The organism is Micromonospora sp. NPDC018662 (assembly GCF_044391475.1).
In the GTDB taxonomy this organism is placed as follows: Bacteria; Actinomycetota; Actinomycetes; order Mycobacteriales; family Micromonosporaceae; genus Micromonospora.
In genome coordinates, this window is sequence record NZ_JBISAC010000008.1 from 156,084 (window position 1) to 177,922 (window position 21,839).

Here is a 21,839-nt window from a genome sequence, read left to right on the forward strand (position 1 = left end):
GTCAACCGGTGACCGCTACCCGGCCCGGTTGCGTCGGGGCGCCGCGCTGACCACGGTCGGGGAGAACTCGTTCGCCGCCTCGACCGCCCACTCCAGCGCGAAGTCGGCCTCCTCCTCCCAGCCCGGCTCGCCGCCGAAGAAGTGCGACCGGCCGGGGAACTCCCGATAGCTGGTCACCGCCGTCGAGCTGCGGTAGAGATTGGCCAGGCTGGTGGCGAGCGAGGGCGGGACCACGTGGTCCTCGCCGCCGGCGGTGATCAGCAGCGGCGCCCGGTCGGCGCGCTTCCTGTCGATCTCGGTGGCCGAGTCCGGGTCAAGGTTGGCGAACGAGCCCTCGAACAGCACGTGGCCGGCGCCGGGCACGGCGTACCGCTCCCAGGCGGCGTCGGACTCCGCCCGGGTGAGCGTGTTGCCGAAGGCGTACCGGAAGTCCTCGGCGGTGAACGGGACGGCCCGGTGCCGGTTGGCCGGGTTGTGCAGGATCGAGAACCCGGAGCGCAGCGTGCTCAGCGGAAGCTTGAGCACGCCCTTGACCGGCGCGGGGTGCACGCCGACGACGGCGGCGCCGAGCCGGCGGTCCAGCAGCAGTTGGGCGACCAGGCCGCCGAACGAGTGCCCCATGACGATCGGCGGCCGGGGCAGCTCCCGGATGATCGCCGCGTAGTGGTCGACGATGTCGGCGATCCGCTGGCCGGCGATCGGTGTGGGATCGGCCCGCAGCGCCGCCGGCTCGCGGTCCATGCCGGGCCAGGCCGGGGCGAGCACCCGGAAGCCGCGCGCCGCGTAGCGCTCGGCCCAGCGTTCCCAGCTGCGCGGGGTCATCCAGAGCCCGTGGATGAGCACTATCGTGTCGACGCGTCCGGTCGGTACGCCCATGGCGCGGCTTACCCGGCCCGGCGGCCCTCACTCCCGGCCTGTAAGCAAGGAAGGGCCCCCTGTTAACGGATCCGGTAGAGGAGGGGGCCCCGCTTAACTGGTTCGGTTCGCGCTGGCGAGATCTAAGCAGGGTCTTTGCCGGGTGGCCGTTCTGACGCGGCGGGGGAGACATCGGTGAGGTCGGGGAGGCCACCGCTCTTGAGCCACGCGGCGAATTCGCGGCGCATCTCCAACGCTTTCACGGCCTGGACCACACTGGCCGCCGTGTCGTGCCCGGCTGCCTGAGTCGGCTGGGTGTGTGGTTCGTCGTTCGAGTCGAACTCGGTGGAAGTCATGAGCTGACCCTTCGCTCACCACACCGGATGCGAATCAATCGTCTGTGTGCTCCCGCTGGAAACCGCGAAGGAAGCTCCGCCACGCCTGCCCGTCGAAGAGGAGGACCGGGCCGCTCGCGTCCTTGCTGTCCCGCACGCCGACCCGGCCGGAGAGGTGGCCCGCGACCTCGACGCAGTCGCCGGAGCCGTTGCTGCGGGTGCTCTTCCGCCAGGTCACCGCGGCCTTGTTGGTCTCGCCCACCCGGTCTCGTCCCCTCAGAGCTGGTTGATCGCCCCCCGGATCAGGTCGCGTGACTCGCGGGCGCCGGTCGCCGTGGCGACCAGGTGCTCGAAGACGCGGGAGTATTCCCTGACCTGTTGGCCCTCCAGATAGAGGCTACCCGCGCGGGTCTCGACGTAGACGATGCCCGGGTCGGCCGGCTCCGGGAAGGCGAGCAGGCTGAAGGCGCTGCCCATCGAGCCGTACTCGCCGGACGCGAACGGCAGGATCTGCACGGTGTTGCCGGGACGGTCGGCTTCCTCGGTAAGCCGCTGCAACTGCGCCTTGAACGTCTCCGCTCCGCCGATCGGCCGTCGCAGCGCGGCCTCGTCCAGCACCACCCACAGTTTCGGCGAAGATTCGTTGCCTTGGCGGCGCATCCGCAACTCGACGCGACGTTCGACCTCATTGTCGGGTGCGTCCGGGTGCTCGGCCCGGACGACCGCGCGGGCATAGTCGGCGGTCTGAACCAAGCCGGGCACCAGTTGAGGCTCGAACGCCCGGATCTCCGATGCCTCGGCCTCCAGTCCGACGTAGACCTCGAACCAGTCCGGCAGGACGTCGTCATACGCCTGCCACCAGCCGCGCTTGCGGGCGTCCCGCGCCACCTGCACGAGCGCGTCGACCTCATCGCCCTCGACGCCGTAGAGGTGGAGAAGAGCCCGCGCGACCGGCGGCATCACGGACACCTGGGCGTTCTCGATGCGGCTGACCGCCGACTTGGAGATGCCGATCTCCTTCGCCGCCTGGTCAGCCGTCATGCCGGTCTGTTCACGAAGTCGGCGGAGGGCGGCGGCGAGTCGCTGGCGACGGACGGTCGGACTTCCAGTCATGGGGACCAGTGTGGGTCTTCTGCGACCGTCGAGTGGCGGGCGCGCAGCGCTGTCGGCTCCGGCCCGACCACGACGGCGCGTGCGCACGTCGATTCCGGGTGCGGTGACTGCTGTCGGTACGCCATAGCGGCGCACCTGACAAATGTCACGGGCGGAAGGTGACGGCCGCTCCGGGGACCCCGATCCCGCACGCCGGAGCATTCTTGGCATGACCGACACCGCACCGGCCGTCGAACTGGCCGGGCTCACCAAGACCTTCGGCCCGGTGACCGCCGTCGACGGGCTCAGCCTGCGGATCACCCCCGGCGAGGTGGTGGCCTTCCTCGGCCCCAACGGCGCCGGCAAGACCACCACCGTCGACATGCTGCTCGGCCTCGCCCGCCCGGACGCCGGCACGGTCCGGCTCTTCGGCGGCAGCCCCGCCGACGCCGTCCGGCTCGGCCGGGTCGCCGCCGTGATGCAGACCGGTGGCCTGCTCAAGGACCTCACCGTCGCCGAGACGGTACGGATGACCGCGCACTTCTACGGCCACACCCGCCCGGTGACCGAGGTGCTGGAGCGCGCCGGCATCGCCGAGATCGCCGACCGGCCGGTGGGCAGGTGTTCCGGCGGCCAGCAGCAGCGGCTGCGGTTCGCCCTGGCATTGCTGCCCGACCCGGACCTGATGGTGCTGGACGAGCCGACCACCGGCATGGACGTTGAGGGCCGACGCGACTTCTGGCAGGCGATCCGGACCGACGCCCGTTCCGGCCGGACCGTCCTGTTCGCCACCCACTACCTGGATGAGGCCGACGCGTACGCGGACCGGATCGTGCTGGTCCGGGCCGGTCGGGTGGTCGCCGACGGCACCACCGCCGAGATCAAGAACCTGGCCGCCGGCCGGGTGGTGCGGGCCACGCTGCCCGGCGCCGACCAGGCCGCGCTCGCCGCGCTGCCGGGCGTCCGCTCGGTCGAGGTACGCGGCGACGCGATCCTCGTGCACAGCGAGGACTCCGACGTCGTCGCCCGGCACCTGCTGACCCGGACCGACGCCCGGGACCTGGAGATCACCTCGCGCAACCTCGAGGACGCGTTCCTCGCCCTGACCGCCGCTGCCTGACCCACTTGCCCGGGAGCCCTGCCATGACCGCCACGTCCTCACCCGCCACCGTCGACACGCGCCGGACCGACCGCCGGCCCCCGTCCCTCGGGGGCTTCTCGGCCGCCGTGCTCGGCATCGAGATCCGCCGGGTACTGCGTAACCGCCGCACGCTGATGTTCATCCTGGTCATGCCGGCGGTCTTCTTCCTGCTGTTCGGGCTGCCCTCGCGCGGGGAAAAGCTCGACAACGGCCTGCCGGTCACCGGCTGGATCATGATCAGCCTGGCCGTGTACGCGGCCATGGTGGCCACCACCAGCGCCGGCGCGGCCGTCGCCACCGAGCGGGCGCTGGGCTGGAGCCGGCAGTTGCGGCTGACCCCGCTGCGCCCGGCCGCGTACGTGGCGACGAAGGTGGCCACCGCGATGGTGCTCGGCCTGCTCGGCGTGCTCGTCGAGTTCGGCGTCGGCGCCGCCTCCGGCGTCCGGCTGCCGGCGCACGTCTGGCTGGAGTCCGGCCTGACCGCCTGGCTCGGCTCGCTGGTCTTCGCCGCGTTCGGCCTCTTCGTCGGCTACCTCGCCCCGGCCGAGAACGTCATGCAGTTCATGGGCCCGGCGTTGGCCATCCTGGCCATGCTGGGCGGCCTGTTCGTCCCGCTGAGTCTGCTGCCCGACGTGATGCAGCAGGTCGCCAAGTTCACCCCGGTGTACGGGGTCGGTCAGCTCGCTCGCGCGCCGCTGACCGGCACCGGGGTGGACTGGGCGGCGGTCGGCAACGTGGCCGCCTGGACCGCGTTCTTCGGCCTCGGCGCGGCCCGGCTGTTCCGCCGGGACACCACGCGGGTCTGAGCGGGGACTAGCGTGATCGGCGTGAAGCTGCTGCCCGAGGACCCGCACCCGGTGAGCCGTCGCTGGCGGCTCACCGGGTGGCTGCTGGCGGCGGTCTGGCTGGTCTTCCTCAACGTCGCCCTGGACACCGCCCTGCACCAGGAGCAGGTGTGGCGGCGGGTGCTGGGGGTGGGCACGCTGGTCGCCTTCGGGCTCGGCTACGTGCTGGCGTTCGAGTGGGGCCGGTTGATGCGCCGGTCCCGGCGGCAGATCCCGCCGCGCCGGGCATGGGTGATCCTCGGTGGACTGCTCGCCCTCGGCCTGGCCGGGATCCCGGGCACCGGGGGCGAGTGGATGGCCACCCTGGTCTTCGTGGCGGCCGCGGCGATCTTCCTGCTGCCGACCCGGCCGGCCGTCGTGGTGGTGCTGCTCGCCGCGTTCACCCCGGTGGTGCTGGGCCGGTTGGTATCCGGCTGGCAGGCCGAGCAGACCATCGTCTTCGCCGTCGTCCTCGCCTCGTTCGCCATGTTCGGGGTGAGTCGGCTGGCCCAGCGCAACGGCGAACTCCAGGCCGCGCAGCAGGAGATCCGGCGGCTCGCGGTGGCCGAGGAACGCGCCCGCACCGCCCGGGACCTGCACGACATCCTCGGGCACTCGCTGACCGTGGTGGCGGTGAAGGCGGAGCTGGCCGGTCGGCTGCTGGAGCTGGACCCGGCGCGCGCGGCGGTCGAGATCGCCGACGTGGAGCGGCTGGCCCGGGAGGCGCTGGCCGACGTGCGGGGCACCGTCGGGGCGTACCGCGGGGTGGATCTGGCGTCCGAACTGGCCGGCGCCCGGTCGGCGCTGGCCGCCGCGGGCGTCGTCGCGGAGCTGCCGGAGACGGTGCCGGAGCTGCCGGCGGACCGGGACGAGTTGTTCGGCTGGGCGGTCCGGGAGGGGGTGACCAACGTGGTGCGGCACAGCGGCGCGCGGCGCTGCGTGATCCGGGTCGACCCGGCGGCGGTGGAGGTACGCGACGACGGTCGGGGGCCGGCCGCCGGGTCGCCGGCGACCGGGCACGGGCTGGTCGGGCTGCGGGAGCGGGCCGACCTGCTGGACGCGACCGTGACGGTGGCCCGGCCGCCCGGCGGGCGCGGGTTCCTGCTCCGGGTCGCGGTGCCGGACCCCAATGGAAGGACACCCGGATGACCGCGTCGATCAGACTGCTGCTCGCCGACGACCAGGCGCTGGTCCGGGGCGCGCTGGCCGCGTTGTTGTCGCTGGAACCCGACCTCTCCGTGGTGGCGGAGGTGAGCCGCGGTGACGAGGTGGTGCCGGCGGCGCTGCGCACCCATCCGGACGTGGCGCTGCTCGACGTGGAGATGCCCGGCCTGGACGGGGTGGCCGCCACGGCGGCGCTCCGGGCCGCGCTGCCCGGCTGCCGGGTGCTGGTGGTGACCACGTTCGGCCGGCCCGGCTATCTGCGGCGGGCGATGGAGGCGGGCGCGAACGGCTTCGTGGTCAAGGACACCCCGGCCCGTCAGCTCGCCGACGCGGTCCGCCGGGTGCACGCCGGCCTGCGGGTGGTCGACCCGACGCTGGCCGCCGAGACGCTGGCCACCGGCGCGAGCCCGCTCACCGAGCGGGAGACCGAGGTGCTGCGGACGGCCCGGGGCGGAGGCACGGTGGCCGAGCTGGCGGCGACGCTGCACCTGTCCGAGGGCACGGTCCGCAACCATCTCTCGTCGGCGATCGGCAAGACCGGCGCCCGCAACCGCGCCGACGCGGTGCGGGTCGCGGAGGCCAACGGCTGGTTGCTGGGGTGAAAGGCGGGGGCCCCGCTTAACGCATTCGGTAGAGGCGCGGGCCCCGCTTAACACCCACGTGTTAAGCGGGGCCCCCGCCCAACAAGCGGGCGGCGGGGCGGTCAGGGGAGGCGGTCGACGACCACGAAGCCGGTGCCGGGCGCCAACTCGGCGAGGAGTTGGCGTTGGGCGGCGCGGGTCAGCCGGATGCAGCCGTTGGTGACGTTCTTGCCGAGCGTGTCGTCGTCGTACCAGGTGTGCAGCCCGATGTGGGCGCCGCGCAGGCCGGTCGGCACCGCGTCCGGGTCGTCGGGGACCGCGCCGAGCGCGAAGATGTCGACGCCGCCGTAGACGTCCTGCGGCGGTGGCGTGCGACCCAGGATGAAGGTGCGCCCGAGCGGGGTGAGCTGGCCGCGCATGCCGAGGCTGACCGGCCAGGTGTGGACCGCGCGCCCGTCCCGCAGCCAGGTGAGCCGGTGCGTGCGGCGTTCCACCACGATCTGGTCGCGCAGCGCGACAGTGGTCCAGCCGCCCTCCGGCAACCAGGCGATGGTGCGGTTCGCGGAGGGGAGCAGCACCGCGGTCCACCCGCTGCGGCGCTCGACGATCGGCATGGTCAGCGGGACGTCGCTGATCGTCGGCGCGAGGAAGGCCCGGGGCCGGCCGCCGGGCGCGTCGTACGCGGCGATCCTGCGGTTGGGCCGCGCCCCCTCGCGGAGCTGCCGGGTGTCGGCCGGCGCCGGGTCGGCGGGGAAGCCGCGGGGCGCCGGGTCGTAGGTGACCACCGGCAGGCCGGCCGGCGCGGGCGCGGCGGGCGGCACGGACTCCACCGGCGACGGTCGCGGTGAGGCCGGCGGCGTGGTGGCGGGCCCGGCGCCGGCCGGCACGGGCGCCGGCGTGCCGGTGAGCGCGTGACCGACCAGCAGCGCGGTGGCCAACAGCAGCGGTACGCCGAGCGCGGCGAACAGCCAGCCGGGTATCCGCCGCCCGGTGATTCGGTCGAAAGGCACGAAAACGACTGTAACCGACCGGAGGCCCCCGTGCCGCCAACTGCGACACGGGGGCCTCCGGACCAGGTCAGCTCACCTTCGCTCCGACGTGGATGGCGATGGCGTCGTGCGCGTTGACCGTCGCGGCGAACCAGCCCGACGAGTCCACGGTGATCACCGGGCCGCTGCACGACCCGTTGCTGAACGTGCCGTGGATGACGTCGCAGTAGCGGCCGGCCGGCAGTCCGGTGTAGTAGGAGCGGCCGCTCACCGCGGCGTCCTCGTCGTTGATCGTCAGGTAGCCCTTGCCGGCCCGGCTGAACGCGATGTGCTGGTAGCCGTTGTCGTACCAGTTGGCGACCGCGGCGCCCTCGGTGGCGTTGCGGAAGCCGACCATGTTGGCGATGGCCGCCCAGCGGTGCTCGCACTCCCAGCCGGAGTAGCAGGTGGTGTTGGTGATCCTGTTGCTGCCGTCCGAGGGCGGCCCCTGGTCCTTGCCGCTGAACGTGAAGCTCGACATCACCGCCGGGGTGCCGTACGGCCAGGCCAGCATGAACGCGTTGGCCAGCGCGTACGTGCCGCGGTCGCGGTAGGTGAGCACGCCGCCGTCGCGCTGGGTGTCGTGGTTGTCGGTGAAGACCACCGCCGAACCGCCCGGCAGGTAACCCCAGGACTCGCCGAAGTTCTTCAGGTACGCCAGCCGCTCGTTGTTGAACATCCGGGCCAGGTCCTTGCCGTACCGGAACTCGTGCACGTCGCCGTTGCCGGTGTACTCGGTCGGCTGGACCGGCTCACCCGCGCCGTAGATGACCTCCTGCACCAGGTAGGCCGGACGGGACAGCTTCGCCTTGATCGCCGCGATGTCGGCGGCCGGCATGTGCTTGCTGCCGTCCAGCCGGAACCCGTCCACGCCGAGCGAGAGCAGGTCGTTGAGGTAGGTGGCGAGCCGGGTGCGGACGTAGTCCGACTCGGTCTTGAGGTCGGCCAGGTTGACCAGCTCGCAGTTCTGCACCTCGTACCGGTCGTTGTAGTTGGCGATGTCGTTGGTGCCGTTGCGGCCGCAGTAGTGGAAGTCCGCCGCCGAGTAGGTGCCCGGGTAGTTGTAGTGGCCGTAGGACGTGCCGGCCCAGCCGGTGCCGCCGTTGTCCTGCCCGGACATGTGGTTGACCACCGCGTCGACGATCACCTTGACGCCGGCGTTGTGGCAGGTGTTCACCATGGACTGGAACTGGGCGCGGGTGCCCTTGCGGGACTCGATCCGGTAGCTGACCGGCTGGTAGGACACCCACCACGGGCTGCTGTTGACGTGCTCCTGCGGCGGGGACACCTGGACGTAGCCGTAGCCCTTGGGGCCGAGCGTGCTGGTGCACTCGCTGGCCACCGAGGTCCAGTTCCACTCGAAGAGCTGGACGATGACCTTCTTGCCGCCAGGCGTGGCGGCGGCGGCCGGGGGTGCCGCCACTGTGGTCGGGACGAGCAGGCTCGCGGCCACGGTCAGCGCGAGCGCCGCGGCGCGGCATCGGCGTCGATGCATCAGGACTCCTCGGGGGTGCGGGGGAGTGAGGGAGTGGAGCCTGGGGAGGGCTTCAGTGCCGGCTTCTTGCAGCCGGTGCTGAAATTTTCCGCAAGGTTACGAGCATGTTGCAAGAAATGTCAACGCATGGGCATCCGTCGTTGCGTGCAGCGCTACACGCGCGTCCGGCCGGCACGGTTCGAGGAACGGGTCGAGAAATTCGCCACCGGAGGTGATCCGTCCGGGCCGTCGCTCCGTACCTGAGTGGGGAGCAGGGTCGGCCGGTGGGGGCGCCGCCGCGAGACGATCGAGGAGCAGATGGGCCGGGCACAGCAGAACGAGAAGGCGACGACCGTCCGGACCACCACCTCCAGCCGTGGTGTCCGGACCATGTCGAAGTCCGCGATGGTGGCACTCACCGCCTCCGCGCTCGGCCTCGCGTGGGCGGGTGTGGAGCTCGCCGGCGCCGGCGGCGCCATGTACGCGTACGGATTCTTCTTCACCGAGTTCTTCGCCGGGGTGGTCACCCTGGTCTCGCTCAGCCTCACCGTGATGCTGGGACTGCTCGCCACCGACCGGCTGGTGCTGCTCATCCGGCACCGGGTGCTGCTCCAGTCGGCGCACCGCGCCACCGGCGTGCTCGGCGTGGTCGGGCTGGTCTTCCACGTCATCACCAAGATCGCGATCGGCCGGGCCGGGCCGACCGACGCGGTGGTGCCGTTCATCGGCGGCAGCGGCCTCTACGTCGGGCTGGGCACCGTCGCCGCGCTGCTCATGGTGGGCGTGCTCTGGACCGGGCTGATCCGGGTCCGGTTCGCCGGCGTCGGTCCCAAGTGGTTCTGGCGCGCGCTGCACTCGATGGCGTACGTCTCCTGGCCGTTCGCGCTGTTCCACGGCCTCAACGCCGGCCGTGCGGCGGCGAGTTGGGTGGTGGTCAGCTACCTCGCCTGCGTGCTGCTCGTGGTGATGGCGCTGCTGGTGCGCCTCTCCGTCCACCTCGGCAAGCGCAGCCGCGAGCAGCACCAGGCCGCCGCCCTGAACAAGGCGATGGCCGGCAAGGGCGAGGAGCGTACCGGCGTGTTCGCCGCGCTGGGCCGCAAGAAGACCACGGAGAAGGAGGAGAAGGCCGCCGGCCGGGGTCGTGGCGGCCGCTGGGCCGAGGCCACCGCCACCTGGACCGCGCCGGCCGGCACCGCCCGGCAGCGGGATCCCGAGCGGTTCGCCGTACCGGTGGTGCCGGAACCCGGATCGCTGCGGGAGCCGGTCCGCGCGGCCGCCGCCCGGCGGCGCGCCGAGGAGCCGGCCGAGCCGACGCGGCGCGCCCGGACGCAGGAGGTGCCGGCCGAGCGGCGGTCCACCCGGAGCCGGGACACCGAGCGGGTGACCACCCGGGTACGCGACGACGAGCGCGAGTCGGTGCGCCCGAGCCGCGACGAGGAACTGGAGCCGGTCGCCGGCCGGCGCGACGGGGAACGGTCCCGCCGACGTCGCCGGGACACCGAGGAGCGGGTCAGCCGTCGGGCCCGGGCCGCCGAGGAGGCCGCCGCGCAGTACTCCGCCCCGCCGGAGAGCGGCGGTCGGCACTCCGCCCCGCCGGACACCGGTGGCCGGCACTCCGCCCCGCCGGACAGCAGCCGGTACGCCACCCCCGCCGAGGTGGCCCGCTACTCGGCCCCGCCCCGCCCGACCGACGAGGCCGAGGAGCCGTGGGACAGCCCTCGCCGCTGGGCGAGCGAGCCGATCTCGGCCGGCCCGATCTCGGCCGGCCCGATCTCCGGTACCCCGATCTCGGCGGAGCCGCGCAGCGGGACCGGTCGGCGCTACCGGGACGAGGAGGACGTGCCGGAGGAGCCGGACTACTGGCGCCCGCCGGCCCGCTACACCGCCGACGACGCGTTCGTCGACGACACCCCGACGCTCGTCGACCTCGCCTCCCGCCGCGCGCTGCGGGCCACCAAGGACAGCCGTCCCAGCCGCCGCCGGAAGGCCGACGCGGACGCGGTCGACGGGGCCTACTGGGCCGGGCTGCGGGGTGAGGCCCGGTGAAGCGGACCGCCGTCCCCCCGGTCGCCTGCGTCGGGGAACCCCGCCTCACCGCCGGGTTCGCCGAGTTCGGCCGGCTCGACCTGCTCGCCCACGAGGAGGTGCGCGGCCCGATCGGCCCGATGGAGCCGGCCGCGTTGCTCCGGCTCGCCGAGGCGATCGACCTCAAGGGCAAGGGCGGGGCGGGCTTCCCGTTCGCCCGCAAGCTGCGCGCCGTGCTGGAATCCTGCGAACGGCAGGACCTCGCCGCCGTGGTGGTGGTCAACGCCACCGAGGGGGAGCCGGCGAGCTGGAAGGACAAGGTGCTGCTCACCCGGGCCCCGCACCTCGTCCTGGACGGCGCCGCGCTGGCCGCGTTCGCGCTGGACGCCGAGGAGATCGTGATCGGGGTGGCCGACGACGACCTGGGCCGGCCCTCGCTGACCGAGGCGTTGCAGGAACGGCGGATGCCGGTGCCGACCACCATCGTCACCGTGCCGCACCGGTTCATCTCCGGCGAGGGCGGCGCGCTGGTCAACGGCATCAACGGCCTGCCGCACATCCCACCCGGCACCAAGAAGCGGTCCAGCGACTCCGGCGTCAACGGGCTGCCCACCCTGCTCTCCAACGCCGAGACGTACGCCCAGCTCGCCGTCGCCGCCCGGATCGGCCCGTACGAGTACGCGGCGCTCGGCACCGACGACGAGCCGGGCACCGTGCTGCTCACCGTCACCGGGTCGGCGAAGCGCCCGGCCGTGGTCGAGTGCGCCGCCGGCACCCCGCTGCGCGAGATCCTCGACCTGTGCGAGGTGCCGCCCGGGCCGGGCATCCTGATGGGCGGCTACCACGGCAAGTGGATCACCGCCGAGGCGGCGGAACGGGCCGAGGTCTCCCGCAAGGGGCTCGCCGCGGTCGGCGGCACGCTCGGCGCCGGCATCATCGTGCCGCTCGGCACCGACACCTGTCCGCTCGGCGAGGCCGCCCAGGTGGTCCGCTACCTGGCCGGCGAGTCCGCCGGCCAGTGCGGCCCGTGCAAGATGGGCCTGCCCGACCTGGCCCGCTCCGTCGACCTCGCGGTCTCCGGCAGCGCGCCGATCGAGCTGGTCCGCGCCGCGGCCGGCGACGTGAAGGGACGCGGCGCGTGCAGCCACCCGGACGGCACCGCCCGGTTCGCGCTGTCCGCCATGGAGGTGTTCGCCGACGACCTGCGGCTGCACGCCACCGGGGAGGGCTGCGGCAAACGGGTCAAGGGCACCATGGGTCTGCCCGGGGCGCCCGACGGCAACCCGCAGAAACTCACCCTGGACTGGTCCCGCTGCGACGGGCACGGGCTCTGCGCGCACGTGGTGCCGGATTTCATCCGGCTCGACGGCAACGGATATCCGGCCTTCCCGCCCACCCCGGTCCCGACCTGGCTGCGCGAGGGCGCGCTCAAGGCGGTCAAGGTCTGCCCCGAACTCGCGCTCCGGCTGGTCAAGGCCGAGTAGCCGTCCCGCCCAGGAGGCGCCGATGCCATCCCGTACCGTCCACCGCCTCGGCGCCGCCGCCGTGCTGGCCGCGACGCTCGCCGGCACCGCGGCCTGCGCGGTCGGCCCCGAGCGGACCACGCCGGCCGGCGCGGCGCCCGCCGGGTCCACCGCCGCCCCGACCGCGACCGCCCCGACCGCGTCCACCGGTACGCCGTCGGCGCCGCCGGCCCGGGTGCCGACGACGCTGGCGTTCACCGCGAGGACGCTCGACGGTACGGCGTTCTCCGCCGCCGCCCTCGCCGGACGCCCGGTCGTGCTGTGGTTCTGGGCGCCCTGGTGCGCCACCTGCGCCAGCCAGGCGTGGACCGTCGCCGAGATCGCCCCGACCTATCGGGACACCGTGCCCATCGTCGGCGTCGCCGGCCTCGGCCAGCAGCGGGCGATGAAGGACTTCGTCACCGAGTTCGACCTGGCCGGCACGCCACAGCTCGACGACCGCGCCGGCACGCTGTGGCGCCGGTTCAAGGTGGCCGAGCAGAGCACGTTCGTCATCGTCGACCGGGACGGAAAGGTGGTCCACCAGGGCTTCCTCGACGGCGAAGCACTGACCCGGCAGGTCGAGACGCTGGCCCGGGGATGACCGGCGCGCTGCTGCTCGCGCTCACCGCCGGCATGCTCGGCGCGGTCAACCCGTGCGGCTTCGCGATGCTGCCCGCGTACCTGTCGTTGCTGGTGGCCGGCCCCGGCGACGGGCGCGGCGCGGTCGGCCGCGCGCTCACCGCGACGGCCGGGCTGACGCTCGGGTACGCGCTGGTCTTCGGCGCGTTCGGGCTGGCCGTGGCGCCGGCGGCGGACTGGCTGCGCCCCCGGCTGCCCTGGCTGACCGTGACGCTCGGCGTGCTGCTGGCAGTGGCCGGCCTGTGGCTGCTCGCCGGCCGGCGGCTGCCCGCGCCCCGCCCATTGCGCACCGCGCCCCGGCTCATCCGCACCTGGCCGTCCATGGCGCTGTTCGGCGCGGCGTACGCGCTGACGTCGCTGACCTGCGCGATCGCGCCGTTCCTGGCGATCGTGGTGACCAGCCTGCGGGTCGGCTCGCCGCTGCGCGGGCTGGCGCTGTTCGGCGCGTACGCGCTGGGGATGGCGCTGGTGGTGGGCGTGGCCGCGCTCGCCGTGGCGCTGCTGCGCGGGCGGGTGGTGGCCGGGCTGCGCGGCGCCGGCGCGTGGGTGCCCCGGCTGAGCGGCCTGGTGCTGCTGGTCGCCGGCGGCTACGTCGCCTGGTACGGCTGGTACGAGGTGCGGCTGGCCCTGGGCCGCCACGACGCGTTCGGTGACCCGGTGGTGCGCGCCGCCGCCCAGCTCCAGCAGCCCCTGGTGCGCACCCTGGACACCGCCGGCCCCGTCCTCCTCGCCGCGCTCGCCCTAGCCCTGCTCGCGGTGGGGTTGGTGGTAAGGCGGGGCCCCCGCTTAACGCATTCGGTAGAGGCGGGGGCCCCGCTTAACGCCGAGGCCCCCGCGAGCAGCGCGGCCCCTGTGCGTGGAGCGGTCAGCGAGTCGGGGTGAGGCGGTCGGTGCCGAGCTTGTCGCGCAGGACCTCGGGCACCACCACCGAGCCGTCGGGCTGCTGGCACTGCTCCAGGATGGCCGGGAACAGCCGGCTGGTGGCCAGCGCCGACCCGTTGAGCGTGTGCACGAAGCGGGTCTGCTTGCCGCCCGGCTCGCGGTAGCGGATGGCCGCCCGGCGGGCCTGGTAGTCGCCGGCCCAGGAGACCGACGACACCTCCTTGTACTTACCGGTGCTCGGCATCCACACCTCGATGTCGAGCGTCTTCTTCATCGAGGCGCTGGCGTCGCCGGCGGCGAGCAGGCTGGTCTGGAAGTGCAGGCCGAGCTGCTCGACCAGGCCCTCGACGTGGCCCACCATCGCCTGGAGCGCGGCGTCGGCCTGCTCCGGCAGCGTGAACTGGAAGATCTCCACCTTGTTGAACTGGTGGCCGCGCACCGTGCCGCGCTCGTCGGAGTGCGAGCCGGCCGCCTCGCGCCGGTAGCACGGCGTGTAGGCGAACGCCTTCAGCGGCAGCTTCCCGGTCTCCAGGATCTCGTCCTGGTAGGCCCCCAGGATCGCCGTCTCCGACGTGGGCAGCAGGAACTGGCCGCGCGGGGCGGACTGCCGGTCGAGGTGGTAGACGTCGTCGTAGAACTTGGGGAACTGCCCGGCGGCGAAGCCGGCGGTGTCCAGCAGCAGGTGCGGCGGGAGCAGGAACTCGTAGCCGGCCTCGATGTTCCGCTCGATCAGCCAGTTGAGCAGCGCCCACTCCAGCCGGGCGCCCAGGCCGGTGTACATCCAGAAGCCGGAGCCGCCGAGCTTCACGCCCCGCTCGTGGTCGACCAGACCGAGCGCGCGGCTCAGCTCCACGTGGTCGCGCACCTTCTCGATGGCCGGGGCCTCGCCGAACGTCCGCACCACCCGGTTGGCCTCCTTGCCGCCGGCGACCACGTCGTCGGCGGGCAGGTTGGGCAGCTCGCTCATCGCCGAGCGCAGCCGGGACTGCACCTCGTCGAGCTGGGACTCCAGCTCCGCGAGCTGCTTGCGCTCGGCCTCCGGCGCGGCCGGCTGCGGCGTGGCGCCGGACCGCTTCGCCTCCGCGTACGCGCGTGCCTCGGCCTTGCGGCGCTGCCGCTCGGCGTCGATCTCCGTGATCAGGGCACGCCGCTCCTGGTCGAGCCGCTGGATGTCGTCCAGCGCCCGGGTGACCTCGGCGGGATCCAGACGCTTCGCCAGCGCGGTCGCCACCGCCTCGCGATCCTTCCGGATCAACTCCATGTCGAGCATGCTGCTCGTACGCCTCCGTCCAGGCCGTCAGGTGGGACCCACCGATGCTACCGTCGCGGCCCCGCCGGCTCGGGGCCGCCCGCCGCTACAGGCGTACCGGCATGAGGATGGAGAACGCGCGCGCGTCGTCGGCCCGGCGCACCGCCAGCGGGGTGATCGGGCCGTCCAGCTCCAGCACGAGCTGGCTGCCGCCGGCGTCCAGCGCGTCGAGCAGGTACTCCCGGTTCAACCCGACCCGCAGCCCGCCGCCCGCGTCCCCAACGGCGGCCGGATCGACCAGCCGCACCTCGCCACCGCCGCCCAGGCCGAGTGCGACCACCGGGTGCTCGACACCGTCGTGCGTCCGGTGGCACACCCGCACGTCGTCGGCGGTGAGCGCCGCGCGCAGCGCCGCGCCGTCCACCGGGATCCGGTACGCGGGCGCGGCACCGAGCTGCGCGCCCAGCAGCCGGCGGTGGTCCGGGAAGTCGTACGGCAGCGGGGCGGCGGTCAGCGTGCGCCCGGCGACCGAGCACGTGACCCGGTCCGCGGCGACGACCACCTCCGCGGTCGTCCCGTCGTGGTCGAGCAGCGCACGCAGCTCGTCGACCGCGGCCACCGGCAGCAGCGTGCGCACGGACGGCCCGTCGACCGTGGCGTCGACCCGGGCCACCGCCATCCGGTGCCGGTCGGTGGCGACCAGGTGTACGCCGTCCGGCTCGACCTCCAACAGCACGCCGGACAGGACCGGCAGCTCCGGGTCGGCGCCGACGGCGAACCGTACGGCGTCCACGGCGGCGGCGAGGTCGGCGCGGGACAGCACGAGGCGGGTGGACATGATGGTCTCCTCCGGGTCGATCAGGCTGCGGATCCGGGAGAGTTCGCGGCGCGCGTCGGCGAGGCCGTCCTCCAGCCGGCGCAGGTGCGCGTCCAGCAGGCGGTGCACCTCGGCCGGGTGGCGGCGGTGCCGCAGCGCCTCGGCGATGCCGGCCAACGGCATGCCCACCCGGCGCAGGCCGGCGACCAGGCGGGCCGGGCCCACCTGGTCGTCGGCATACCAGCGGTAGCCGGTCACCGGGTCCACCCGGGCCGGCGGCAGCACGCCGGAACGGTCGTAGAACCGCAGCGCGCTGACCGTCAACCCGCTGGCCCGGGCCAGCTCACCGATGCTGCGAAGGTCGCTCTCCACGGCCGTCATCCTGTCCCCTGCACCAGGTCGAGGGTCAACGTCCCGAGTGTTAAAAGGGGGCCCCGCCTCTACCGAAGGCGTTAAGAAGGGGCCCCGCCTTACGCCGACAGCGTGCGGAACGTGATGCCGGCGCGCACCAGGCGGTCCAGCAGCGCGTCGCCCATCGCGGCCACCGGGGTGAGCTGGCCGGCGGTCCCCGGCAGCTCGTCGAAGGCCAGGCAGAGCGCCGACTCGGCGAGCATCTTGGCGGTCTCGTCGTAGCCGGGGTCGCCGCCGGCCACCTCGGTCACCACCCGCCGGCCACCGCCGGTGCCCACGAACCGCACCCGGAACCAGGACTTCGCCCGCTGCTCGGCGCTCGGCCCCTGGCCGGACGCGAGCCGGCCGAGCAGCCAGCGCCGGGTCGGCGGCAGCTTCACCAGCCCGACCACGCCGGCCAGGCCCACGCCGGCGACCAGCACGGTGGGCAGCCGCTTCAGCGCGGCGAAGTGCCGGTACCGGAAGTCCGGGCCGTACTCCGGGCGGGCCGCCGCCGACCGGCGGACGACCTGTGGGTCGATGGTGGGCAGCGGCACCGCCCACTGGCCGAACTCGCGGACCCGCCCGACCCGGCCGGGCACCGCCCGCACCCGCCGCCCCTCCGGCCGTGGCTCGACCGCCCGCCGGGCCTTCGCCGCCCGGCTCGTCTCGCCGGTGCGGGAGAACGCGGTCAGCGCCGAGTGGTACGTCCCGGCGGAGAACCGGCCGCCGGCGCGCACGTAGCCGTCCACGGTGACCGGCCCGTCCGTGGCGAGCTGCTTGACCGTGTACCAGACGCCGAGGTCGTGCGGGATCGAGTCGAAGCCGCACGCGTGCACCAGGCGCGCCCCGGTGCGTACCGCCTCGGCGTGGTGTCGCACGTACATCAGGTCGACGAACTCCGGCTCCCCGGTGATGTCCAGGTAGTCGGTGCCGGCGGCGGCGCACGCGGCCACCAGCGGCTCGCCGTGGTGCACGTACGGGCCGACGGTGGAGGCGACCACCCGGGCGCTGTCCGCCACGGCACGCAGCGACGCGGCGTCGGTGACGTCGGCGGTGAGCAGGGGCAGCTCGGCCAGGTCGCTGTCGATGGCGGCCAGCCGGTCGCGGACGGCCGCCAGCTTGGCCGGGTTGCGGCCGGCGAGCGCCCAGCGCAGCCGGTCCGGCGCGTGCCGGGCCAGGTACTCGGCGGTGAGGCCGCCGGTGAAGCCGGTGGCGCCGAACAGGACGAGGTCGTACGCGCGGTCTGCGGGCATCCGCCGAGTGTGCCACCCGCCGGCCGGACTCACGGCGTGAAGACCGCCCGTACGCAGCCGTCGGACCGGTCCCGGAACAACGCGTACCCCTCGACGCCCCGGTCCAGCGGCAGCCGGTGGGTGGCGAGGTGCTCGGTGACCAGCTCGCCCCGGGCCATCCGGTCCAGCAGCGCCGGGATGGCGCGCGAGCCCGCCCGGGCGCCGCCGCGTACGGCCAGCCCCTTCTCGGTCACCGCGCCGAGCGGGAACCGGTCCACGAACGTCGTCCCGCCGGCGAGCGCCACCACCGTGCCGCCCTTGCGGCAGGCGTGCACCGCCTCGCGCAGCGCCACCCCGGCGTCCGGTTCGGCGGCCGGCCACCGCGCCGGCCCGGCCGGCGGACCGGCCGCGTCCACGCACACGTCCGGCCCCCGACCGCCGCTGCGTTCCCGCAGCTCGGCGAGGACGTCGACGGACCGGTGGTCGAGCGGCTCGGCGCCGGTGTGCCGGGCGGCCATCCGCAGCCGGTCGTCGTGCTCGTCCACCATGATCACCCGGGCCGCCCCGCGGGCCACGGCCGCCGCCGCGGTGAGCTGTCCCACCGCGCCCGCGCCCCAGACCGCCACCACGTCACCCGGGGCGACGCCTCCCAGCTCGGCCCCGTGCCAGCCGGCCGGCGCGGCGTCCGCGGCGAAGACCGCCCGGTCGTCGTCGACCCCGTCCGGTACGGCGAACGCGCCCACGTCGGCGTACGGCACCCGGACGAACTCGGCGTGGCCGCCGGCGAAGCCGCCGAGGCGGGCCGGCCGGCCGTAGCACCCGGCGGCCGGCGGTCCCCACTCCGGCTCGGCGGCCACGTCGCTGGTCCCGTTGTCGCAGTAGGCCAGCAGCCCCTGGCGGCAGAACCAGCAGGCCCCGCAGGCGACCGCCGCACCGACCACCACCCGGTCCGCGACCCGGTGCCGGCGTACGTCCGGACCGACCTCGACCACCTCGCCGACGAACTCGTGCCCGAGCACCTCGCCGGTGGCCGCCTCGGGCACCCGCCCGGCCAGCAGCGGCAGGTCGCCGCCGCAGGTGGCGCTGCGCCGCACCCGGACGATCATGTCCTGGGCGTTGCGCAGCTCCGGGTCGGGGACCTGGCGCACCGCGAGCGCGTCGGCGCCCTCCCAGCACAGCGCCCTCACCCGGCCGCCCCCGGTCCGGGTCGGCGCGTTCCGGAACGGTCCGGCGGTGCGCGGTCCGCCCGCAGCACCTCCCCGGTCTCCAGGAGCTGCCGGGTCTGCCGGAGCACCTGCCGCAGGTAGCGGCCGGGATCGTCGCCGACGAGGTGCGCGGCGAACCCGGCCAGCGCCGGCGTCCCGCCCAGCGGGCGTACCGCCAGCTCGGTGCCGCGCCCGCCGGGCGCCGGGCGGGCCCAGACCTCCACCGCGCCGTCGAGCCGGCGCAGCGGCTCGGGCCACCGCCCGCCCGGGAGCACCTGTTCGGGCCGCCCGGTCACGGTCACCACCTGCCAGCGCCCGGGCCGGGGGTCGGTCGCGGTCCGCGGTGGCCGTCGGCGTACGAGCGCCCGTGCGCGGGCCGCCAGCGCGCGTGCGCCGTCGGTCAGCCGTCCGGTCCCGGTCACCTGCCCTCCCCGAGGTCGCGGGTCACCGGGCGGCCGGCGGTGCTGCGGCCGGCCGCCCACGTGTCCCCAGCGTGGCGGCGGCCCGGGTGACGCGGGTTCGCCCGGAAGGGGTGAACCGGCGCGGTCCGGGTAACCGCCCCCCGCACCGACGGGGGAGGGGACGCATGCCGGAGGAGGCCGACCGGGTCGGGTTCGCCGCCGCGCCGACCGTGGCCGGTGGCGTGCCGTTGCTGGCGTCCCGGCTGGCGCCGCCCGCGCTGCCCGAGCCGCTGCTGCGGCGTCCTCGGCTGCTGGACCGGGTGGAGCAGGGCGCGGCGGGACCGGTCACGCTGCTCCTCGCGCCGGCCGGCTGGGGCAAGACGACGGTGCTGTCCGGGTGGGCGCGGGCGGACCGGGCGGGTCCGGCGCCGGCCTGGGTAACAGTGGCGGAGGGGGACACCAGCGGGCGGCTCTGGGCGTACCTGGCCGCGGCGCTGCGCACCGCCGTCGCCGGTGACCCGGGCGAGGAGCCGCCGCCGGTGCCGGCCGGCCCGCCCCGGCCGGAGCAGCTCGAGGCGCTCGCCGCCGCGCTCGCCGCCCGGGAGCGCCCGCTGCTGCTGGTCCTGGACGACCTGCACCGGGTGACCGACCCGGAGGCGCTGGCCGGGCTGGAGTTCCTGCTCCGCCACGGCGACGGTCGACTACGGCTGGTGGCCGGCGCGCGGCGGGAACCGCCGCTGGCCCTGCACCGGTGGCGGTTGGCCGGCGAGCTGACCGTGCTCGGCCCGGACGAGCTGGCGTTCACCACCGACGAGGTGGCCGACCTGCTGGTGGCGTACGGCGTGCCGGTGCCGGCCGAGGCGGTGCCCCGGCTCGCCGAGCGGACCGCCGGTTGGCCGGCCGGGCTGCGCCTGGCCACGCTGGCGCTGGGCGCCGGCACCGACCCGGCGCGGGCCGTGGAGCAGGTGACCGGCGACCAGCCGGACGTCGCCGCGTACCTGCGGGACGAGGTGCTGGCGCCGCTGGACCCGGCGGCGCGCGACGTCCTGCGTCGCGGCGCGGTGGCGGTCGCGGTCTGCGCCGACCTGGCCGTCGCGGTGACCGGACGGCCCGACGCCGGACGCCTGCTGGCCGAGGCGGCCCGGGAGGGCGGCTTCGTCCAGCAGGACGGGGGCAGCCCGCCCTGGTACCGCCCGCATCCGCTGCTGGCCGACCTGCTCCGCGACGAGGTGGCCCGGCTGCCCGCCGACGAGCTGGTCGAGCTGCACCGGCGGGCGGCCGGCTGGTTCGCCGCGCACGACCGGCCGGCCGAGGCGCTGCGGCACGCGCTGGCGGCCGGCGAGTGGACCGACGCCACCGGGTTGCTGGTCGCCCGCTGGCCGGAACTGGCCCCGGACGAGCCGGCCCGGCCGGTCCCGCCCGCGCCGCCCGAGCCGCCGGCCGAGGCGGTACGCCGGGACCCGGAGCTGGCCCTGGCCGCGGCTGCCGAACGGGCATACGCCGGGGACCCGGCCGCCGCCGACGCGCAGGTGCGGCGCGCGGTCGCGCACGCGGCGGACCTGCCGGCGCCGCGCCGCGACCGGCTCCGCCGGCTGGTCACCGCGGTCGAGCTGAGCCTGGCCCGGCTCGCCGGAAACCACGCGGAGGTACGCCGGGCCGCCGACCGCCTGCTCGCCACCGTCCCGGCGCCGCACGACGACACCGCCGGGTCGGGCGGCGGGCTCGACGTCGCCGGGGCCGACGGGCGAGCTGCGGGCGACGGGCGAGCCGGGGTCGACGGGCGAGCCGGGGCCGATCCCCGCGCCGGGGGCGGTGACGTCGACGACGTGCGGGCGGTGGCCGGGGCCGCGCGGGGGCTGGTCGCGCTCGCCGAGGGCGACCTGCGGGAGGCGGACGGGCGGTTCGGGGCGGCGCTCGGCGCGGCGCGTCGGGCCGGCCGGCCGCGCACCGAGCTGCTCTGCGCCAGCCGCTCGGCGCTGCTGGCGGCGGCCCGGGGCGCGCTGCGTACCGCCGAGGAGCACGCCCGGGCGGCCCTGTCGATGCCGCCCTGCCGGGGCTGGTCGTCGCGGCTGGACTGCGGCTACGCGTACCTGGCGTTGGCGTTGGTGGCCTGGCACCGGGACCGGCCCGCGGAGGCCGTGGCCCCCTTGGCGCTCGCCGGTCCGGCCGGCGCGGAGCCGGGCGGGGCGGCGCTGGTGGCGCTCTGCCGGGCCGGGCTGCTGGCCGACGGCGGGGAGCCGGCCGCCGCGCTGCACACGCTCGCCGCGGCCCGCGCGGCGGCGCCCGGGCCCGAGCTGGGCGCGTGGCTCACCGCCGGTGAGGCCCAGCTCCGCGCCGCGGTCGGCGACCCGGGCGGGGCCCGCGCGCTGCTGGACGCGGCCGACGGCGACCCGCCCGACCCGGCGCTGGCGCTGGTCTCGGCCCGCCTGTGGCTGCGGGCCGGCGACGCCCGGGCGGCCGAGCGGGCGCTGCCCGACTGGACCGGGCCCGACGCGGAGCGCTGGCCGCTGCCGGTACGACTGGGCGCGGGCCTGCTCGACGCGGCGCTGGCCGGGGCGGCCGGCGACGCCCGCCGGGCCGGTCGGCTGCTGGAGGAGACGCTGGCGCTGGCCGAGCCGGACGGCTGCCGGCGCGTGTTCACCCGGGCCGAGCCGGGGGTACGCGATCTGCTGGCCAGCCACCTGGACTCCGGCACCGCCTACTGGGCGACCGTCAGCGAGCTGGTCCGTGGTGTCGACGCGTCAGGGGTCGACGGGGTGCCGGACGGGCCGGCACGCGCGCTGGACGAGCCGCTCACCGAGCGGGAGCTGACCATCCTGCGCTACCTGCAGAGCATCCTGACCAACGTGGAGATCGCCGCCGAGCTGTCGCTCTCGGTGAACACGGTGAAGACGCACGTGCGCAACGTCTACCGCAAGCTCGACGCGACCCGCCGGCGGGAGGCGGTACGGCGGGCGCGCGAGCTGCGGTTGATCTGACCGGTCGGGTCGGGTCGGC

The 21,839-nt window shown here is 75.3% G+C and carries 20 protein-coding genes; 9 read left to right on the forward strand and 11 right to left on the reverse strand.

Annotated elements, in window-relative coordinates:
- Positions 1 to 15: 15 nt before the first annotated feature.
- The 4 genes from ACH495_RS22695 to ACH495_RS22710 form a co-directional block, all read right to left on the reverse strand.
- On the reverse strand, positions 16 to 876 hold the full coding sequence (locus ACH495_RS22695) for an alpha/beta hydrolase (protein ID WP_396859707.1): 861 nt from the start codon (positions 874 to 876) through the stop codon (positions 16 to 18).
- A 122-nt stretch (positions 877 to 998) separates the two neighbouring features.
- On the reverse strand, positions 999 to 1,211 hold the full coding sequence (locus ACH495_RS22700) for a type II toxin-antitoxin system VapB family antitoxin (RefSeq protein WP_396859708.1): 213 nt from the start codon (positions 1,209 to 1,211) through the stop codon (positions 999 to 1,001).
- A gap of 34 nt (positions 1,212 to 1,245) precedes the next feature.
- On the reverse strand, positions 1,246 to 1,452 hold the full coding sequence (locus ACH495_RS22705) for a DUF397 domain-containing protein (RefSeq protein WP_396859709.1): 207 nt from the start codon (positions 1,450 to 1,452) through the stop codon (positions 1,246 to 1,248).
- A 14-nt stretch (positions 1,453 to 1,466) separates the two neighbouring features.
- Positions 1,467 to 2,303 (reverse strand): helix-turn-helix domain-containing protein, encoded by an 837-nt coding sequence (locus tag ACH495_RS22710; RefSeq protein WP_396859710.1) that lies wholly within the window; start codon positions 2,301 to 2,303, stop codon positions 1,467 to 1,469.
- A gap of 208 nt (positions 2,304 to 2,511) precedes the next feature.
- On the opposite strand from ACH495_RS22710, the gene ACH495_RS22715 reads away from it, so the two are divergent.
- The 4 genes from ACH495_RS22715 to ACH495_RS22730 are packed head-to-tail and all read left to right on the forward strand — an operon-like array spanning position 2,512 to position 6,013.
- Entirely contained in the window at positions 2,512 to 3,402 is an 891-nt protein-coding gene (locus ACH495_RS22715; RefSeq protein WP_396859711.1) for an ABC transporter ATP-binding protein, read from the forward strand.
- Between the two features lie 23 nt (positions 3,403 to 3,425).
- Positions 3,426 to 4,229: an ABC transporter permease gene (locus ACH495_RS22720; RefSeq protein ID WP_396859712.1), complete on the forward strand. Its 804-nt coding sequence runs from the start codon at positions 3,426 to 3,428 to the stop codon at positions 4,227 to 4,229.
- 21 nt (positions 4,230 to 4,250) lie between these two features.
- Positions 4,251 to 5,396 (forward strand): sensor histidine kinase, encoded by a 1,146-nt coding sequence (locus tag ACH495_RS22725; protein ID WP_396859713.1) that lies wholly within the window; start codon positions 4,251 to 4,253, stop codon positions 5,394 to 5,396.
- Positions 5,393 to 6,013, forward strand: a complete 621-nt coding sequence (locus ACH495_RS22730; protein WP_396859714.1) for a response regulator — start codon at positions 5,393 to 5,395, stop codon at positions 6,011 to 6,013. Before ACH495_RS22725 ends, ACH495_RS22730 begins: the two co-directional genes overlap by 4 nt.
- A 101-nt stretch (positions 6,014 to 6,114) precedes the next feature.
- Here ACH495_RS22730 and ACH495_RS22735 read toward each other — a convergent pair whose 3' ends face one another.
- Complete coding sequence (locus tag ACH495_RS22735; protein WP_396859715.1) at positions 6,115 to 7,002, reverse strand: L,D-transpeptidase family protein; 888 nt, start codon at positions 7,000 to 7,002, stop codon at positions 6,115 to 6,117.
- Positions 7,003 to 7,069: 67 nt separating this feature from the next.
- Positions 7,070 to 8,515 carry an alpha-amylase family glycosyl hydrolase gene (locus ACH495_RS22740; RefSeq protein WP_396859716.1) on the reverse strand — a complete coding sequence of 482 codons (1,446 nt, stop codon included), beginning with the start codon at positions 8,513 to 8,515 and terminating at the stop codon, positions 7,070 to 7,072.
- A gap of 243 nt (positions 8,516 to 8,758) precedes the next feature.
- Here ACH495_RS22740 and ACH495_RS22745 point away from each other — a divergent pair, with 243 nt between their 5' ends.
- From ACH495_RS22745 to ACH495_RS22760, 4 genes are read left to right on the forward strand one after another with little or no spacing between them, the layout of a single operon-like run.
- A complete protein-coding gene (locus ACH495_RS22745; RefSeq protein WP_396859717.1) occupies positions 8,759 to 10,540 on the forward strand; it encodes a hypothetical protein in 1,782 nt (593 codons plus the stop codon).
- Positions 10,537 to 12,003, forward strand: coding sequence for an NADH-ubiquinone oxidoreductase-F iron-sulfur binding region domain-containing protein (locus ACH495_RS22750; protein WP_396859718.1), 1,467 nt, complete (start codon positions 10,537 to 10,539; stop codon positions 12,001 to 12,003). Before ACH495_RS22745 ends, ACH495_RS22750 begins: the two co-directional genes overlap by 4 nt.
- Positions 12,004 to 12,025: 22 nt before the next feature.
- The gene (locus ACH495_RS22755) at positions 12,026 to 12,625 is read left to right on the forward strand and encodes a TlpA family protein disulfide reductase (protein ID WP_396859719.1); all 600 of its coding nucleotides are present in this window, start codon (positions 12,026 to 12,028) and stop codon (positions 12,623 to 12,625) included.
- Positions 12,622 to 13,545: a cytochrome c biogenesis CcdA family protein gene (locus ACH495_RS22760; protein ID WP_396859720.1), complete on the forward strand. Its 924-nt coding sequence runs from the start codon at positions 12,622 to 12,624 to the stop codon at positions 13,543 to 13,545. Before ACH495_RS22755 ends, ACH495_RS22760 begins: the two co-directional genes overlap by 4 nt.
- On the opposite strand, the gene serS is transcribed toward ACH495_RS22760, so the two are convergent.
- The 5 genes from serS to ACH495_RS22785 form a co-directional block, all read right to left on the reverse strand.
- Positions 13,529 to 14,815, reverse strand: a complete 1,287-nt coding sequence (gene serS, locus ACH495_RS22765) for a serine--tRNA ligase (protein ID WP_396859721.1) — start codon at positions 14,813 to 14,815, stop codon at positions 13,529 to 13,531. The genes ACH495_RS22760 and serS overlap by 17 nt on opposite strands.
- Positions 14,816 to 14,900: 85 nt before the next feature.
- A complete protein-coding gene (locus ACH495_RS22770) occupies positions 14,901 to 15,992 on the reverse strand; it encodes a MerR family transcriptional regulator (RefSeq protein WP_396859722.1) in 1,092 nt (363 codons plus the stop codon).
- An 89-nt stretch (positions 15,993 to 16,081) separates the two neighbouring features.
- On the reverse strand, positions 16,082 to 17,257 hold the full coding sequence (locus ACH495_RS22775; RefSeq protein ID WP_396859723.1) for a saccharopine dehydrogenase family protein: 1,176 nt from the start codon (positions 17,255 to 17,257) through the stop codon (positions 16,082 to 16,084).
- 29 nt (positions 17,258 to 17,286) lie between these two features.
- Complete coding sequence (locus ACH495_RS22780) at positions 17,287 to 18,423, reverse strand: alcohol dehydrogenase catalytic domain-containing protein (RefSeq protein WP_396859724.1); 1,137 nt, start codon at positions 18,421 to 18,423, stop codon at positions 17,287 to 17,289.
- Entirely contained in the window at positions 18,420 to 18,863 is a 444-nt protein-coding gene (locus ACH495_RS22785; RefSeq protein ID WP_396859725.1) for a hypothetical protein, read from the reverse strand. Before ACH495_RS22785 ends, ACH495_RS22780 begins: the two co-directional genes overlap by 4 nt.
- Positions 18,864 to 19,027: 164 nt before the next feature.
- On the opposite strand from ACH495_RS22785, the gene ACH495_RS22790 reads away from it, so the two are divergent.
- Positions 19,028 to 21,820 (forward strand): LuxR C-terminal-related transcriptional regulator, encoded by a 2,793-nt coding sequence (locus tag ACH495_RS22790; protein WP_396859726.1) that lies wholly within the window; start codon positions 19,028 to 19,030, stop codon positions 21,818 to 21,820.
- Positions 21,821 to 21,839 lie beyond the last annotated feature (19 nt).